At 45.4% G+C, this 15,818-nt stretch carries 12 protein-coding genes, 3 tRNA genes and 1 pseudogene; 9 read left to right on the plus strand and 7 right to left on the minus strand.

Features of this window, described 5'->3' with window-relative positions:
* A pseudogene (locus tag WS40_RS00805) lies at nt 1-294 on the plus strand (BRCT domain-containing protein); the annotation flags it as partial.
* A gap of 163 nt (nt 295-457) precedes the next feature.
* Nucleotides 458-1,609 carry a site-specific integrase gene (locus tag WS40_RS00810; protein WP_046439377.1) on the plus strand — a complete coding sequence of 384 codons (1,152 nt, stop codon included), beginning with the start codon at nt 458-460 and terminating at the stop codon, nt 1,607-1,609.
* A gap of 52 nt (nt 1,610-1,661) precedes the next feature.
* Here the strand turns inward: WS40_RS00810 and WS40_RS00815 are convergent.
* From WS40_RS00815 to mscL, 4 genes are all read right to left on the minus strand, one after another.
* Nucleotides 1,662-1,753: transfer RNA gene (locus WS40_RS00815), tRNA-Ser, on the minus strand.
* An 86-nt stretch (nt 1,754-1,839) separates the two neighbouring features.
* Entirely contained in the window at nt 1,840-2,433 is a 594-nt protein-coding gene (locus tag WS40_RS11210; RefSeq protein WP_051706927.1) for a hypothetical protein, read from the minus strand.
* A 22-nt stretch (nt 2,434-2,455) separates the two neighbouring features.
* Nucleotides 2,456-4,090 carry a class I adenylate-forming enzyme family protein gene (locus tag WS40_RS00830; RefSeq protein WP_041337415.1) on the minus strand — a complete coding sequence of 545 codons (1,635 nt, stop codon included), beginning with the start codon at nt 4,088-4,090 and terminating at the stop codon, nt 2,456-2,458.
* Nucleotides 4,091-4,378: 288 nt separating this feature from the next.
* On the minus strand, nt 4,379-4,828 hold the full coding sequence (mscL, locus tag WS40_RS00835; RefSeq protein ID WP_046439383.1) for a large conductance mechanosensitive channel protein MscL: 450 nt from the start codon (nt 4,826-4,828) through the stop codon (nt 4,379-4,381).
* Nucleotides 4,829-5,056: 228 nt separating this feature from the next.
* Between mscL and WS40_RS00840 the strand changes: the two genes are divergently transcribed.
* The 5 genes from WS40_RS00840 (at nt 5,057) to WS40_RS00860 (ending at nt 10,817) form a co-directional block, all read left to right on the plus strand.
* Nucleotides 5,057-5,132 (plus strand) — tRNA-Gln (locus WS40_RS00840).
* A gap of 25 nt (nt 5,133-5,157) precedes the next feature.
* A tRNA-Gln gene (locus tag WS40_RS00845) sits at nt 5,158-5,233 on the plus strand.
* Nucleotides 5,234-5,434: 201 nt separating this feature from the next.
* Complete coding sequence (locus WS40_RS11215) at nt 5,435-7,195, plus strand: D-alanyl-D-alanine carboxypeptidase family protein (protein ID WP_325208344.1); 1,761 nt, start codon at nt 5,435-5,437, stop codon at nt 7,193-7,195.
* A 266-nt stretch (nt 7,196-7,461) separates the two neighbouring features.
* Nucleotides 7,462-8,655, plus strand: coding sequence for a bifunctional phosphopantothenoylcysteine decarboxylase/phosphopantothenate--cysteine ligase CoaBC (coaBC, locus tag WS40_RS00855; RefSeq protein ID WP_046439386.1), 1,194 nt, complete (start codon nt 7,462-7,464; stop codon nt 8,653-8,655).
* A 50-nt stretch (nt 8,656-8,705) separates the two neighbouring features.
* Nucleotides 8,706-10,817: a glycoside hydrolase family 36 protein gene (locus tag WS40_RS00860; RefSeq protein WP_046439388.1), complete on the plus strand. Its 2,112-nt coding sequence runs from the start codon at nt 8,706-8,708 to the stop codon at nt 10,815-10,817.
* A gap of 6 nt (nt 10,818-10,823) precedes the next feature.
* Here the strand turns inward: WS40_RS00860 and lnt are convergent, their stop codons facing one another.
* Nucleotides 10,824-12,251 (minus strand): apolipoprotein N-acyltransferase, encoded by a 1,428-nt coding sequence (gene lnt, locus WS40_RS00865; protein WP_325208345.1) that lies wholly within the window; start codon nt 12,249-12,251, stop codon nt 10,824-10,826.
* A gap of 60 nt (nt 12,252-12,311) precedes the next feature.
* Here lnt and WS40_RS00870 point away from each other — a divergent pair, with 60 nt between their 5' ends.
* Both WS40_RS00870 and WS40_RS00875 read left to right on the plus strand, forming a co-directional pair.
* Nucleotides 12,312-13,664 (plus strand): CCA tRNA nucleotidyltransferase, encoded by a 1,353-nt coding sequence (locus WS40_RS00870; RefSeq protein ID WP_046439393.1) that lies wholly within the window; start codon nt 12,312-12,314, stop codon nt 13,662-13,664.
* Nucleotides 13,624-14,118 carry a VanZ family protein gene (locus WS40_RS00875; RefSeq protein ID WP_117857922.1) on the plus strand — a complete coding sequence of 165 codons (495 nt, stop codon included), beginning with the start codon at nt 13,624-13,626 and terminating at the stop codon, nt 14,116-14,118. Before WS40_RS00870 ends, WS40_RS00875 begins: the two co-directional genes overlap by 41 nt.
* Nucleotides 14,119-14,239: 121 nt before the next feature.
* On the opposite strand, the gene WS40_RS00880 is transcribed toward WS40_RS00875, so the two are convergent.
* Together WS40_RS00880 and sigK are read right to left on the minus strand one after the other, a co-directional pair.
* Nucleotides 14,240-14,656: an Hsp20/alpha crystallin family protein gene (locus WS40_RS00880; protein WP_046439395.1), complete on the minus strand. Its 417-nt coding sequence runs from the start codon at nt 14,654-14,656 to the stop codon at nt 14,240-14,242.
* Nucleotides 14,657-14,930: 274 nt separating this feature from the next.
* Entirely contained in the window at nt 14,931-15,620 is a 690-nt protein-coding gene (gene sigK, locus WS40_RS00885) for an RNA polymerase sporulation sigma factor SigK (protein WP_046439396.1), read from the minus strand.
* Between the last annotated feature and the right edge of the window lie 198 nt (nt 15,621-15,818).

A 15,818-nucleotide genomic window follows, 5' to 3' on the forward strand; every position in this document is an offset into this window, starting at 1 on the left:
GAGGAACTTATAAACCTTGACGGCAAGGTGCTTGTTTTCACAGGCGAGTGTCAGCTCGGAGATACAAGTGAGATAACGCCGATATATGAAGCAATGGGTGCAACTATCCGAACGTCCGTAAGTGGCAAGACTGACTATCTTGTAGTAGGAGCTTACGGCAGTCCTGATTGGTCATACGGCAATTACGGCTCTGAGGTACTCAAAGCAAGGGAACTTCAAGAGGCAGGAAAGAAAGTCAAGATAATAAACGAAACAGACTTTTTACCTATCATATACAGCGAAGCAACTACATAATAAAAAAAGTCCTCCGAGTGTTGACAGCACTCAGAGGACAGGTGAACTGATATTGACAGTATCAGCTCGATTCAAATTCACACCAATAGACCAATAAAGGGCGAATTTTGCCCTTTTATTGTAGCACACTTTCAAGGAAGTGTCAAGAATAGGAGGAATATTTATGCCGATCTACAAAATGACGGACAAGAACGGAAAGAACATCAGAAAAGACGGTCTGCAAAAATATCGTGTGCGTGTCAATTATACGGACAGTTTCGGAAAGCCTCATCAGATAGACCGTGTGGTGTTTGGCGCAGAGACGGCTAAGCAGCTTGAACTCCAGCTTACACAAAAGCTCAATACTAAAGAGATAGCTCCAAAAATGACTATCGGACAGCTATTCACGGAGTACATCACAGCCAAGCGTTCAGAGGTCCGTGAAACGTCATTGGACAAGTCCCTAAGAATACTGAGAAAGAACGTCCTGCCCACCTTTGAAAGCGTTAGGATAGATAATCTGAACGTACCAATGGTGCAGAAATGGAAGCAGGAGCTGTCGGAGCAGGGATTGGCTATCGTCACACGAAAGAACATTTACGGCGAATTTCGTGCAATGATGAACTATGCTGTGAAAATGGAATACATTCCGAAAAACCCCGTTATCACCGCAGGCAACTTCAAAGCGCCCCTTGAAGCCAAGAAAGAAATGCTTTTCTACACGCCTGACGAGTTCAAGAAATACATATCGGCAGCTAAGAATTATGCTCAGGAAGCAGAGGACGGCGGCTCAATGTACGAATGGAACTACTATGTATTTTTCAACATAGCATTTTACATGGGTATGCGAAAAGGCGAGATATACGCTCTGCAATGGACGGATATAAAAGACGGCTACATATCCATCACCAAGAGCATTGCTCAGAAGCTTAAAGGCGGTGATCGTATCACGCCGCCAAAGAACAAGCCAAGCATACGGACGATACAAATACCAGAGCCATTAAGAGCAGTGCTGTCAGAACATTACGAACGCTGTAAGAAAGCAGTGCCAAAGTTCAGTGATGATATGTACATCTGTGGTGGCGAGCGTCCTATCCGTGACACGTCCCTTGAAAAGACCAACAAGAAGTTTGCAGACTTGGCAGGTGTCAAACGTATCCGTATTCATGACTTCCGTCACAGCCACGCTTCCTTGCTTGCCAATGAGGGCATAAACATTCAGGAGATAGCAAGGCGTCTTGGACATTCAAACATATCAATGACATGGAACACCTACTCGCACCTCTACCCACGAGAGGAAGAACGTGCGGTGAAGATATTGAACACAATCGTGTAAAAATCGTGTATACAAAAGAAAACCACCGTATTTACGGTGGTTTTTGTTCGTTTGGCGGAGATGGAGAGATTTGAACTCTCGCTACGGTTTTGCCGTACTACCGCATTTCGAGTGCGGACCCTTCAGCCACTTGGGTACATCTCCTTGTGTCAACTATACTATTATACAAGTAATCACAAAAAAAGTCAAGCCCTTTGTGCAAATTTAAGCACAAAGAGCTTGTCCATTATCTATTGCTGAGCACGCCTCTGCATCTCCTTAACATATGCAAGCGTTTCAGGAGTGTAACCTACCATTGCGTTGGGACAACATTGGGAAAGCAATTGCATAAGCCCCATGGCGGTGTCCTTGCCCTTGGCATATACGTTAAAACGCAGTACATTCTTCTTGTGCTTCGTGCAGACGATTATCTCGTTGGTGTAGCTGATGAAATTCATACTCGCTGTATGCTGATAAATGCCGTAGGCTTCCTCTCGCCAGCACATCTGAAATGGCACTTTCTTGTTGGCAAGCACCCTGTCGGATACGATAATATAATCGTCCTGATATTGTATGTTGGCGTAAAGCTCGTCAGCCTGCTGTAAAAGATCGGGATTGGCTTTGAATATGCCGCTCTTTTCAGGGTGCGTCCTCCGTGACGTGCCAAATATAAGAAATATAACACCAGGCGTAAGCGCAAAAAGTCCAAGTATCAATACACTGTATTCACCAGCCACTACCGCCGCAAATGAGATAAATCCGCCCATTAGCGTGAGTATCACACCGCCAACTATCATTGCTATCATTCTTTTTCGTATGTTGGCAAATACTACTTCTCGTCCCATTTTTGTTACCCCTCTTTACTTTTTATCCGTGATTCTGCTTTGCCACAAGGCTCTCTCCGCAGTATATCTTCCTGAGCTTCGGCTTCTCTATCTTGCCCGTCGGGTTTCTCGGTATGTCTGCAAAGATTATCTTGTGCGGACGCTTGTATCTCGGAAGTTTCTGACAGAACGCCATTATCTCTTCCTCTGTGCATGGGTGATCTGGCTTTAGCTCGATTATTGCCGCCGCTATCTCGCCCAAACGCTGGTCAGGCAGACCAATTACTGCCACGTCCCTGATAGCGTCGTGACTTCTCAAAAAGTCTTCTATCTGTACAGGGTAAAGATTTTCTCCACCACTTATAATAACGTCCTTTTTGCGGTCAACAAGGTAAATAAATCCGTCCTCGTCCTCCTGAGCCATGTCGCCCGTGAAAAGCCAGCCGTCTTTGAGAGTTTCAGCCGTCGCCTTTGGATCTCTGTAGTAGCAGGTCATAACGCCAGGACCTTTTACGCAAAGCTCGCCCACTTCGCCACGCTTTACAGTGTTGCCCTTATCATCAACTATCTTGACCTTCCAGCCAAAGCCTGCCTTGCCTATTGCGCCTACCTTGTCAATGTTATCCACACCAAGGTGTACACAGCCTGGACCTATAGATTCACTAAGACCATAGTTAGTGTCATATTTGTGGTTAGGGAAAACCTTTTTCCAGCGTGCAATAAGTGACGGTGGAACAGGCTGTGCGCCTATGTGCATAAGTCTCCACTGTGAAAGCTCATACTTTGAAAGTGTCACCTCGCCGCTGTCGATAGCGTCAAGGATATCCTGCGCCCAAGGCACAAGAAGCCATACGATAGTACACTTTTCCCTCGATACAGTATCAAGTATAAATTCAGGCTTCACGCCCTTGAGAAGCACCGCCTTGCCCCCTGAGATAAGGCTTCCGAACCAGTGCATCTTCGCACCTGTGTGATAAAGCGGAGGGATACAAAGGAAAACGTCCTCCTTTGTCTGACCGTGATGATTCTGCTCAACTCTTGCGGCGTGCATAAGGCTCTCGTGATTGTGCAGGATAGCCTTCGGAAAGCCTGTTGTGCCTGACGAGAAGTAGATAGCCGCATCATCTTCGTCAGTAAGCTCTATGTACGGAGTAGTGCTTGCGCAGTTTGCAGTGAGCCTGTCATAATGCTCTGCAAATGACGGACAGTTCTCGCCAACATAGAAAAGAAGTCTGTTCTTGCTTATCTCATCAGCTATCTCCTCAACTCTGCCGATAAATTCAGGGCCAAATACAAGAATATCCACCTCGGCAAGGTCAAGACAGTATTTTATCTCCTCTGGAGTGTATCTGAAATTCAGCGGCACTGCAAGCGCGCCCGTCTTGAGGATACCAAAATAAATAGGCAGCCATTCAAGACAGTTCATAAGCAGGATACCCACCTTGTCACCCTTTTTTACCCCACGGGACAAAAGCAGATTGGCAAAGCGGTTAGCCTTTTCGTTGAAAACGCTCCAGGTTATCTCACGGCGATAATGACAGACCGGGTTAGGCTCGATAAGCTCATATTCCTTCCAAGTCACACGTCTGGTTTCTCTGATCTCAGGATTGACCTCTACCAGAGCAACATCGTTTCCGAACTCTCTTGCGTTACGCTCCAGTATTTCGGTTATAGGCATACAAAAACTTCCTTTCATAATTAAAAGCTTGAAAGCTAGAAAACTTAAAAGTTTAAAAGTATTCACAAACATATATGTTATTATTTTATCATATGATGACAAAAAAGTAAAGAGATTTAAAACAGAATAAGTGACAAAGTGAAAGATAAATAATTGTGGAGTTTTTACAGAAGAAAAGTGTTTGCCCCTACCTGAATTTGTGCGAATACCGTCAAAAAGATAACCAACAAAAAAGACAGCCCCACATGGGAGCTGTCCCTTAACTTAAAAAGTGTACCGTTTCAGATCTTATTCTTCTGTCTTTTCTTCCTCTTTGCTCGCCTCAGCCGCCTGCTGTGCCTTGAGAAGATCCCTGATCTCTGTAAGAAGCACTATGTCCACCGGTGGCTCTGCAGGCTTTTCAGGCTCTTCATGCTTGCCAAGTGACGCAAGCTTGTTTATGACCTTCATTATTACAAAAATAACGAACGCCATGATTATAAAGTTGATAACTGCCGTCAGAAATGCGCCGTAGTTTATGTACTGATTTCCAAGCAAATGTATCTTGCCCTCTACGTCAGCACCGCCTATACAGCCTATTATCGGATTGATAAAATTCTCCGTAAATGACGTCACGATATCCTGAAACGCAGCACCTATGATAACGCCCACTGCCAAGTCCATGACGTTTCCTTTGAGAGCAAACGCCTTGAACTCATTTACAAACTTCTTGATAAATCCTTTTTTCTTCTCTTCCATAACGGTTACGACCTTTCGTTTTTTGTTCCGAGCCACGCTCCTATGGTCATTTTATCACATATTTTGACTATTTTCAATAGTTTTTCTACAAAATCGTACGGTTTTACGTCGTTTTGCCCATATATGTTAATGCATTGTAAATGCTTTGTAAATAAACATTAAAAGGTATTGCATTTCCCGAAATGGTGTGCTATAATGATTAAGCTGTTTGAGTGAGGGACATGACGATGGGATATAGCCAAGAGGTAAGGCAGCGGACTTTGACTCCGTCATTCCGATGGTTCGAATCCATCTATCCCAACCAAAAACAAGCTAAATCGAACAAACATTGGGGTGTCGCCAAGTGGTAAGGCAACGGACTCTGACTCCGTCATTCCGAAGGTTCGAATCCTTCCACCCCAGCCACAAAAGACCGTAGATTTTTTCTGCGGTCTTTGTTTTTTTATACATTCTTTCAGCAACCAAAAGAGAGGTTTTGCAACTGAGTATAAGTAAACATAAAAAACAAAATGTGAACAAAAATAATTCGGGATTGTGTGTTTACAAACTGGTAAAAATGTGTTATACTTAAAGTGAAAAAGAATTTCATCAAAGGAGGTCTGAAAAATGAAAAAGATAATAAACAGAAAAAATGCAGCGGCAGTGGCTTGTGCCGCTATGATGATATGTGCGGCAGGTGCTGTACCTGACAGCGTGCTAAGTGTGAGTATGCCTGTGCAGGCGGCTGAAGCTGCGGAGCAGACAAGTCTGCCTCAGGTCACAGGGCTGACATCTAAAACCCCTGATATAAGCTCCATAAGACTTAGCTGGAACGCTGTGAGCGGTGCGGACGGCTATTCTGTGGGAATGCGTTCAAAGGGTCAGTATCCTGAGATAGCAGACGTTACGGACACTACATATCTTGTTACAGGTCTGCCTGCGGCAACGAGGGAGAACTTCAAGGTAAGAGCCTATAAGATAGTGAACGGTCAAAAGGTCTATGGCGACTATTCAGTGAACTACAATTCCGCCACAAATCCCCGCCCTATAAGCGGTCTTAAAGCTCAGACGGGCAATGCTTCCGTTAGCCTTTCATGGAAAAAGGTGGGCTGTTCAAACTATCGTGTCTTTATGCTGGAAAACGGCAAGTGGAAGCAGATAGCGCAGACGGATACAAACAGCTACACTGTCATAGGACTTGACGCAGGAAGCTATAAATTTAAAGTAAGAGCCTGCAAGCGTGACGATAAGGGTGCAAATCACTACGGCAAATATTCGCAGGAGATAACGGCACAGGCTGTCACGGTGAACAAGGTCACTGGTCTGACATCTAAGACCCCTAACACAAGCTCTATAAAGCTTAGCTGGAACGCCGTGAGCGGTGCAGACGGCTATTCTGTGGGAATGCGTTCAAAGGGTAAATATCCTGAGATAGCTGACGTGAAAGGCACGACCTACACTGTCAAGGGTCTGCCTGCGGCAACAAGGGAGAATTTCAAGGTAAGAGCATATAAGATAGTAGACGGAGTTAAGATATACAGCGACTATTGTGAAAACTACAATTCTGCCACAAATCCAAGGAAGGTAACAGGAGTAAAAGCTTCTGACATCACCGCTTCTACACTTGACCTTAACTGGAAGTCTGTAGGCTGCACAAGCTACAAGGTGTTTATATACACAAACGGCAAGTGGAAGAACATAGCTTCATCTACGGTAAATTCCTGCGCAATAAACGGACTTTACGCAAAGACTACATACAAATTCAAGGTAAGAGCCTGCAAGACGGACGATAAAGGTTCAAATCACTATGGAGCATATTCCGAGGAGATAACCGTCAAGACCCCAGACCACACTGTCGAGGTCATAAACGGCATGAGCTATGTTGACGGAGTCCTTTTGGCGAACAAAACATATTCCCTCCCTGCAAGCTATGACCCAAAGGGTCTGACCAAAGAAACATCAGCGGCATTCAAAAAGATGCAGACCGCTGCATATAAAGACGGCATAAGCCTGTGGGTATGCTCAGGCTACCGCTCTTATTACGATCAGAGGTACCTTTATAATATGTACTGCAACCGTGACGGCAAGGCTGCGGCAGACAAATACTCCGCAAGACCCGGCTACAGCGACCATCAGACGGGCATGGCAATAGACGTAAACAACGCCAGCGACTCATTTGGCGGCACAAGAGAAGCCAAGTGGCTTGCCAACAACTGTGCGAAATATGGTTTTATAATTCGTTATCCAAAGGGCAAGGAGGCTTACACCGGTTATCAGTACGAGCCTTGGCATATAAGATATGTAGGCACGCCTTTAGCACAAAACATAACCAACAGCGGACTTTCTCTTGAAGAATACTTCGGGATAACTTCGCAATACAAGGATTGACATATGGTTCAGACCGCTGTTCACGGGCATCTGTGGGCAGCGGTTTTCTGTTATTTTCCATGCTCACTTATCACTTGAAATCTTGCATTTCAACATGATCTGTGTTATACTATATTTAAGGCAATACCGCACAAAGATTGTGCGTCAGATGCGTAGTCAGATTTTTGTGTGATATGACGGAAAATCTGCAAGCAGATGGCGTGCAAAGCCGTCAGGCGGGCTTTGTGCGGTGTTGCCTTATATATTCCACTAAGGAGGTCATCTCTATGCTTCTTTCAGGTAAGACGGTCGTTCTCGGCGTCAGCGGCAGTATTGCGGCTTACAAGATCCCAACTTTAGCAAGACTGCTTAAAAAGCAAGGCTGCAATGTTCAGGTACTCATGACACAGAACGCCACTCAATTTATAAACCCTATCACTTTTGAATCCCTTACAGGCAACAAGTGCCTTATAGATACTTTTGACAGAAATTTTCAATACAGTGTTGAACACGTTGCTCTTGCAAAGCAGGCTGACCTTGTTATGATCGCTCCTGCTTCCGCTAATGTTATCGGAAAGATAGCATACGGCATTGCTGACGATATGCTCACCACCACTGTCATGGCTTGCCCTTGCAAGAAAATGATATCCCCTGCCATGAATCACAATATGTATCACAATCCTATTGTGCAGGACAATATCCAGAAGCTTGAACGTTTCGGCTACGAGATGATCGCTCCTGACAGAGGTATGCTTGCAAACGGTGATGACGGCGACGGCAGAATGCCTGAGCCTGAGGTGTTGTTTGAATACATTCTTCGGGAGCTTGCTTTTGAGAAGGATCTTGCAGGCAAAAAGGTGCTTGTTACGGCTGGTGCGACCATGGAGGCTATCGACCCTGTGAGGTACATCACTAATCATTCAAGCGGAAAAATGGGCTGTGCACTTGCTAAAGCGGCTATGCAAAGAGGTGCAAAGGTGACGTTGGTGGCAGGTCACATGGAAGTTTTGCCACCTATGTTCGTGGACGTTGTGAACGTAAAGTCTGCGGCGGATATGTTTGAAGCTGTCACAAAGCTTGCTCCTGAGCAGGATATTATCGTAAAGGCGGCGGCTGTGGCTGACTACACGCCTGTTGCGGTGGCTGACAACAAGATAAAAAAGTCTGACGATGACATGAAGATAGAGCTAAAACGCACGCAGGATATTCTTGGCTATCTAGGTCAGCACAAACGTGACGGTCAGGTCATATGCGGTTTTTCCATGGAAACGCAGGACGTTATCAAGAACTCTGAGAAAAAGCTCACCAACAAAAACTGCGATATGATATGCGCAAACTCACTAAAGACCGCTGGCGCAGGCTTCAAGACGGACACTAATGTTATCACCCTTATCACTGAGGGCGGTGCTGTGGAGCTGCCTATTATGACCAAAGAGCAAGCCGCTCACAGGATACTTGACGAGCTTGCGAAAATGATATAAGTGTACGATAATATGTACAGATAAACAGATCACGAAGGGAAATACGCCATATGAAACGTATTGAGATATATGAAAACGGCATTAATATAGTATTTGAGATAACAGACGACAACGAGGCGAAGCTTCTGCACTTCTCTGCTCTGCCTTTTGATGAAGCCAAGACGGCTTCATACATGGGGCTGAAAACTTTCAGACCTGTAGAGATACAGGCGAGCGGTATCGACCGTCCTGACGAGCGTCACGGCAACAAATATATTGTGACCGCACCAGGTTGGAGAATGAAGTTCAAGGATTTCCGTGATGTGAACAATGATTATGGCAGAAAGCTTGAGCTTGTGACATTTGATGAGGGCACAGGTCTTGAAGCTGTGTCCCACTATCAGTTTTACACCGGCACGTCTGTTGTACGCTGTTGGACTACCCTTACAAACAAGGGCAGCGAGGTACAGACCATTGAATATATGTCCTCCTTTGCGCTGACGGGCGTAGAAAAAGAGGGGCTTAAAAAGCCTGAGGACAAGATGAAGATATGGGTATGCCACAACTCATGGCAGCGTGAATTGCAGTGGCAGGACTACACCCTTGAACAGGTGGGGCTTGCTTCATCTGCAAAGCCTACGGAACAGCGTTCATCAAAGGTTTTTGCCTGCACAAACGTTGGAAACTGGTCGGCAAAGGAATACATACCAATGGGTGTGCTTGAAAACACCGAAGCAGGCTCGGTGCTGTTTTGGCAGATAGAGCAAAACGGTTCTTGGCACTGGGAGCTTTCGGACGTGGGAGGACACTTCTATTTACAGCTTTCAGGTCCGTCAGAGATAGAGTCCCACTGGTATAAAAACCTTGTGCCTAACGAGAGCATAGAAAGCGTGAAATGTGCAGTAGGCTCTGTGGCCGGCAGCTTTGACAAGGCTATGGGCGAGCTGACGAAATACCGCAGAAAGATACGCCGCCGCAACAAGGACAATCAGAGGCTTGCGGTAATATTCAACGACTACATGAACTGTCTGTGGGGTGACCCAACGGCTGAAAAGGAGTTTCCCCTTGTGGACGCTGCGGCAGAGGCAGGCTGTGAATATTTCTGCATTGACGCAGGCTGGTATGCTGACGGCTTTTGGTGGGACGAGGTCGGCGAATGGAAAGAGAGCAGGAAGCGTTTTCCTAACGGCGTAAAGGAAGTTGCCGACTATATCCGCAAAAAGGGCATGATACCTGGGCTTTGGCTTGAAATAGAGGTCATGGGAATAAAGTGTCCGCTTGTGGACAGCGTTTGCGATGACAGTTGGTTCTTCACACGTCACGGCAAGAGAGTCTATGACAGAAGCCGTTATCAGCTTGATTTCAGGAATCCGAAAGTCCGTGCTCACGCTGACGAGGTAATAGACAGGCTCGTTTCGGAATACGGCATTGGCTACATAAAAATGGATTACAACATAGAGCCTGGTATAGGCACTGAGCAGAACTGCGACAGCGTTGGCGAGGGTCTGTGGGGTCATGAAAAGGCTTATCTTGAATGGCTTGACGGTGTTTTTGCTCGTCACCCTGACCTTATTATAGAAAACTGCTCCAGCGGTGGACTCAGAATGGATTATGCGATGCTGTCAAGATACTCCATTCAATCCACATCAGATCAGGACGATTACAAAAAATACTGCACCATTGCGGCGAACTCCCCTACTGCACTTTGCCCTGAGCAATCGGCTATCTGGGCTTATCCTATCACATCAGGTGACAGGGAGGAAGTTGTTTTCAACATGATTAACGCTATGCTTCTGCGTATCCACCAGAGCGGTCACCTTGGCAACATCGACCCTGAGCGCAAGGCACTTGTCAAGGAAGCTATCAGCGTTTACAAGAAGATAAGGGCGGACATAAAGGAAGCAGTGCCGTTCTGGAGCTTGGGGCTGTCCAAATTTTCGGACGACTGGGTATCTCTCGGTCTGAGAAACGGCAACAAGGCTTATCTTGCCGTATGGAGGAGAGAGGGCAAGAGCGACACCTGCGTTTTGCCTATAGGCTTCCTCAAGGGTGTTGACGCAAGGGTGAAGTGCAATTATCCTGATTTCAGCGAAACCCCTGTGGAGTTTTCTAAAGCCACGGGCTGTGTTTCTGTTAAGTTTGACAGACCTTATATGGCTAGACTTTTTGAGATAGAGTGGTGAAAAAAGTCACCTGCCAATAAGGGTAACTTTTCCCCACACCGCACCTTTTGCCTTGTCCGATTTTACGGACAGTTGCTCGCCTGTGGGAGATATTATCGCCGATATTCCGCAGTTTCCTGCACGGAGGACATATCTTCTGTTCTCAACTGCTCGCATTATGCAGTGGCGGTAATGCTGTTCACGGGCGGAGCTTTTGCCAAACCATGAATCGTTGGTGGAAACGCAAATTATCTGTGCGCCCTGCTCTTTCTGTCGGCTCACAAGGCTTGGGAAAATGGACTCTATGCAGATAACAGAGCCTATGGTCATGCCGTCGGAAGTGAGGGGCTTGGTGTGTCTTTCGTCTGCACATTCGCTCATAGTGTCAAGGTGGAAAATGCCTGCAAAAGGTGTCTTTTCACCGAAAGGCACAAGCACTTGTTTCAGGTAGGGCGAAGACGCAATGCCGTTTTTATCATAGGCGAAAAGGGCGTTGTAATCCTTGCCGTTTTCAAGATAGAACGAGCCTGTCACAAGGGTACACCCATGGGTGGCGGCAAAGTCTGATATAAGGGAAAATTCTTTTAGCTGTTCGTCATAGTCTTTCGACACGGCAGTTTCAGGAAGCAGAACAAGATCAGTACCCCACCGCCAACAGCTTTCCATTATAGAAAGATAGGAGCGTGCTGAGTCAAGGGCTTTACGGTGTGATTTTTCCCTGCCCTCCAGACTATCCTGTGCGCAGATAACGTCTATCTGAGGGTAGATTTTATCAAGCTTTTTGTCGAGGTTTATGGAATAAAGTCCGTAGCTTAAATTTGCCCCCTGCAAAAGCATTGCAAAGGCGGTGTAGGCAAAACGCTTTTTGCTAGTATATATCTCCCCATGCAGACCGTTGAGCAGGAAAATTATAAAGCTTGTAAGGCGGCAGCTTATGAGCGTGGCGGATTGCAAAAGCAGTGGCGAACTTGTTACAGCTAGCCATGACGCAGACCACGGAAACGCCAAAATCGGAACTTTCTCTTGAAGCCACTCCCCTGCTGTCAAAAGCAGGCAGAGCAAAACTATCTCAGACAAACGGTGTTTGAGATGCGGTCGCAGGGGCAGGAAAAGGCTCAGTGGAAGATACATAAGGATACACTCCCACAAGGTCAGACCTAACCACGCTAAAGTAGCAAGAGGTATAGAGGCAAAGGACGGCAGAGGACATATTTTCCATATAGTGAGCATAAAAGTGAGCTGAAAAAGATAATATGGTACAAAAAAGCACAGAAAATCAAGCCTGAAAGCCTTTTTTTCATGGCAGACTGACAGGCAATGCACCATTGGTGCAAAGATAAAAAACGCAAGCCACGGCAAATTCAAGATAGATTGCATAAGTGCGCTCACTATACCCGTGAGGGCGAGGAACGCTCTCCGTGAGATTTTGGGGTCAATTATTTTCGAGATATTCATGTAAATATTATGACCCGAAAGTCCCACATAATTCACAAAACTATAAAGGGAGGCAGTAAATTGGAGATCTTTATTCCGCAGTTTGTCAAGACGGCTCTTGACAGGCTGAATGAGTGCGGCTACGAGGGATATATAGTCGGTGGCTGTGTAAGAGATAGTTTGCTTGGCAAAAAGCCTCATGATTACGATGTCTGCACAAACTGCACCCCTGACAAAATGCTTGAAGTTTTCGCAAATTTCCGCACTATTGAAACCGGGCTAAAGCATGGCACGCTCACTGTTTTGATAGAGGGCGAGCCGGTGGAGATAACCTGTTATCGCAGTGACGGAGAGTATATAGGGCATAGAAAGCCTGCTCAGGTGACATTTGAAAGCTCGCTGGAGGAGGACTTAAAACGTCGTGACTTTACTGTGAACGCTATGGCATACTCACCAAAAGAGGGGCTTATTGACCTTTACGGTGGACAAGGCGACCTTGAAAAGGGTATTATAAAATGCGTTGGCGAACCTGAAAAGCGTTTTGACGAGGACGCTCTGAGGATATTAAGAGGGCTGAGATTTTCTTCATGCCTTGGGTTTGAGATCGAGGAAAAGACCTCAAAGGCTATACTTGAACAACGTGAGCTTTTAAAAAGCATTTCCGCCGAACGCATTGCGTCGGAGCTTAAAAAGCTTCTCTGTGGAAAGGGTGTAAGGAAGATATTGCTTGACTATCGTGAGGTCATAGCGGTGTTCATACCTGAGCTTCGGGAAAGCTTTGATTTCAGGCAGAACAATCCCCACCATTTTCTTGATGTTTACGGTCACATTTGTTTGAGCGTTGAGAACGTCAGACCACAGTGGCAGATGAGGCTTACTATGCTTCTTCACGATATCGGCAAGCCGAGAATGCACACTGTTGACGAGAACGGCATTTCGCACTTTAAAAAGCACCAGTTCCAGGGTGCTTACATGGCGGAGAAGATATTAAAAAGGCTCAGGATAGACAACGCTTCGTCGAAATATATTTATGAGCTTATATGGGAGCATGACAACAGGATATCTGCCACGAAAAAGTCGGTGCGGAGATTTATGGCTCAGCATGACTTTGACTTTGTTATGGATTATCTGGAGGTGCGCAGGGCTGACACATATGCCCAGTCGGACTACAAACGGCAGGAAAAGCTTGCAGAACTTGACCATATCGCAGAGCTTGCAATGGAGATAAAAGAGGACAACGAGTGTATCCACATTTGCGACCTTGACATAAACGGCAAGGATCTTTTACAAATGGGCTTTGGCGGAAAGGATATCGGCATCGGGCTGGAGCTTGCATTGAACGGTGTTATAGACGAAAAGGTGGAAAACAAAAAAGAGGAGCTGAAAGGCTACATTGAAAGCAACTTCAAAAGGCAGGATAAAGATAATACTTAAAGGGTCGGCACTTGTGCTGTGGTGCGTGGTGATATTCATGTTTTCGGCAAACAATGCTGACGAGTCCAACAAGCAATCAAATGCGGTGTTTAACACAGTGATAGAATTTGTCAACCCTGTATATGACAGCCTTGACACTACAGCGCAGGCGGAATACAAGGACACCGCCACGTTCATCATAAGAAAGCTTGCGCATTTCAGCGAATACGCCTTGCTTGGAATACTTGCGTTCATCAATTTTTCAAAGGTGAAAAAGCTTGGATACAGAGGGCTTTTTGCGGCAGTTTTTTCTTGCATCTACGCTTCAAGCGATGAGATACATCAGCTTTTCGTGCCAGGGCGTGCAGGGCAGGTGCGTGATGTTCTTATCGACACAAGCGGTGCAGTGGCAGGAATTTTACTTGCCATACTAATACGAAAAATATGGCTCAAAAGCCGTGAGAAAAAATCGTGATAACAAAAAATATCCGTGGGGGCATTTCGCTCTCACGGATATTTTATTCTAGCAAAACCTATTGCAAATCATATCGTGACCCATTGGTATCGCCTCATTCAAAGCCTTGACTTTACTTAAATCACTTTATCTCAAGTCTTTTGGTTTCAGGCTTTACCTCCTGCATCTTTGGCAGGTCAAGGGTCAGAATACCATTCTTGTACTCTGCGGCGATATTGTTGGTATCAATGCCTGTAAGGTCAAAGCTTCTCTGATAAGAACCGTATGTCCTCTCACGGCGGATATACTTGTCTTTCTTATCCTCTGTCTCTGCCTTATGCTCAGCGGTAAGAACAAGATCGTTGCCTGAGATGTCAAGCTTGATATCGTCCTTATCAAAGCCCGGAAGCTCTGCTTCCATTACATATTTGTCGCCCTCGTCCTTGATATCGGTCTTGAAGCTCTGGAGTGCATTTTCTCCAAAGAAATCATTCTCAAAATCATGGAATGCGTTAAACAGGTCGTAGCTCTTTCTTTCAAATGGTGTAAGTCCAAACATATAAATTCCTCCTTGATGTGTTATATCTTAAATTGTCTTGTAAGCTTTTATCATTTATTCTGTTCTTCCATTGGTATCATTTCCTTTCTTCATTGTCTTTATGATACCCCTGCTATGTGTTCATTGTGTGAAGATATTGTGAACATTAGCTGAATTTTAGCACTCTTATTATGTGAGTGCTAGCATATTAGTTTTACGAGTGCTAAAATAATGTCATGACATGATATGATAATCAGCGGGCGAACGCTGTTCGCCCCTACTGCGTCAACGCCTATCACTGCTTATCGAAGCGGTCTTTAAGAAGCTTCAAGGCTTTCTTTTCTATCCTTGAAACATAGGAACGTGAGATACCAAGGCGTTTTGCGACTTCTCGCTGCGGCAGCTGCGGCTGACCGAAAAGACCATAGCGCAGAGTAACTATCTGTCTTTCACGCTCATCAAGAGAGCTTTCGATATAGCGGTAGAGCTGTTCACTGCGAATGGAAAGCTCTATTTTGTCGGCAACGTCCTCTCCGTCTGCGATTATGTCGATAAGGCAAAGCTGATTGCCGTCCTTATCGGAGTCAACAGGCTCGTCAAAGTGGATATCGTTGGCAGACTTTTTCTGGGAGCGGAAGTGCATTAGTATCTCGTTCTCCACGCACCTGCTCCCATAGGTGGCGAAGCGACAGCCTTTCTTGTAGTCAAATGTTGACACAGCTTTTATTAGACCGATAGTGCCGATAGAGATAAGATCCTCCTGATCTGTGGAATTTGAATAATACTTTTTTATAATGTGTGCCACAAGACGGAGATTGTGTTCGATAAGCTTATCCTTTGCCGCCTTGTCACCCTGCGCCATTCTCTCAAAACACTCACGCTCCTCTTTCGCAGACAACGGTTTTGGAAACACGCTGCGGCTGTCAAAATGCAGTGCGAAAAATAGAAAATTCCCCGTAAGCAGTTCAAACAGTGCTGAAAACATATTTGTCCCTCCTTATATAAAGTATCGCTCGTACGCTTTTTAATCATATGATTTTTAGGGATTGTACTATTCTGATTTTGTCATAAGGTCGCAAAATGTTTCTGATTTGTTAAATTTGCTGAAATATTGATTGTCTTGTTTGCTAAAATCACGAATATTATTAATGTTTTGTAAACAGACGGCATTTTACTTTTATCG

The sequence above is a fragment of the Ruminococcus sp. N15.MGS-57 genome (assembly GCF_000980385.1).
Taxonomy (GTDB): Bacteria; Bacillota; Clostridia; order Oscillospirales; family Ruminococcaceae; genus Hominimerdicola; species Hominimerdicola aceti.

Coding starts and splice junctions, on each gene's coding strand:
- WS40_RS00810 (WP_046439377.1), top strand. CDS start 458: ATGCCGATCTACAAAATGACGGACAAGAACGGAAAGAACATCAGAAAA.
- WS40_RS11210 (WP_051706927.1), bottom strand. CDS start 2,433: ATGGGACGAGAAGTAGTATTTGCCAACATACGAAAAAGAATGATAGCA.
- WS40_RS00830 (WP_041337415.1), bottom strand. CDS start 4,090: ATGCCTATAACCGAAATACTGGAGCGTAACGCAAGAGAGTTCGGAAAC.
- mscL (WP_046439383.1), bottom strand. CDS start 4,828: ATGGAAGAGAAGAAAAAAGGATTTATCAAGAAGTTTGTAAATGAGTTC.
- WS40_RS11215 (WP_325208344.1), top strand. CDS start 5,435: ATGAAAAAGATAATAAACAGAAAAAATGCAGCGGCAGTGGCTTGTGCC.
- coaBC (WP_046439386.1), top strand. CDS start 7,462: ATGCTTCTTTCAGGTAAGACGGTCGTTCTCGGCGTCAGCGGCAGTATT.
- WS40_RS00860 (WP_046439388.1), top strand. CDS start 8,706: ATGAAACGTATTGAGATATATGAAAACGGCATTAATATAGTATTTGAG.
- lnt (WP_325208345.1), bottom strand. CDS start 12,251: ATGAATATCTCGAAAATAATTGACCCCAAAATCTCACGGAGAGCGTTC.
- WS40_RS00880 (WP_046439395.1), bottom strand. CDS start 14,656: ATGTTTGGACTTACACCATTTGAAAGAAAGAGCTACGACCTGTTTAAC.
- sigK (WP_046439396.1), bottom strand. CDS start 15,620: ATGTTTTCAGCACTGTTTGAACTGCTTACGGGGAATTTTCTATTTTTC.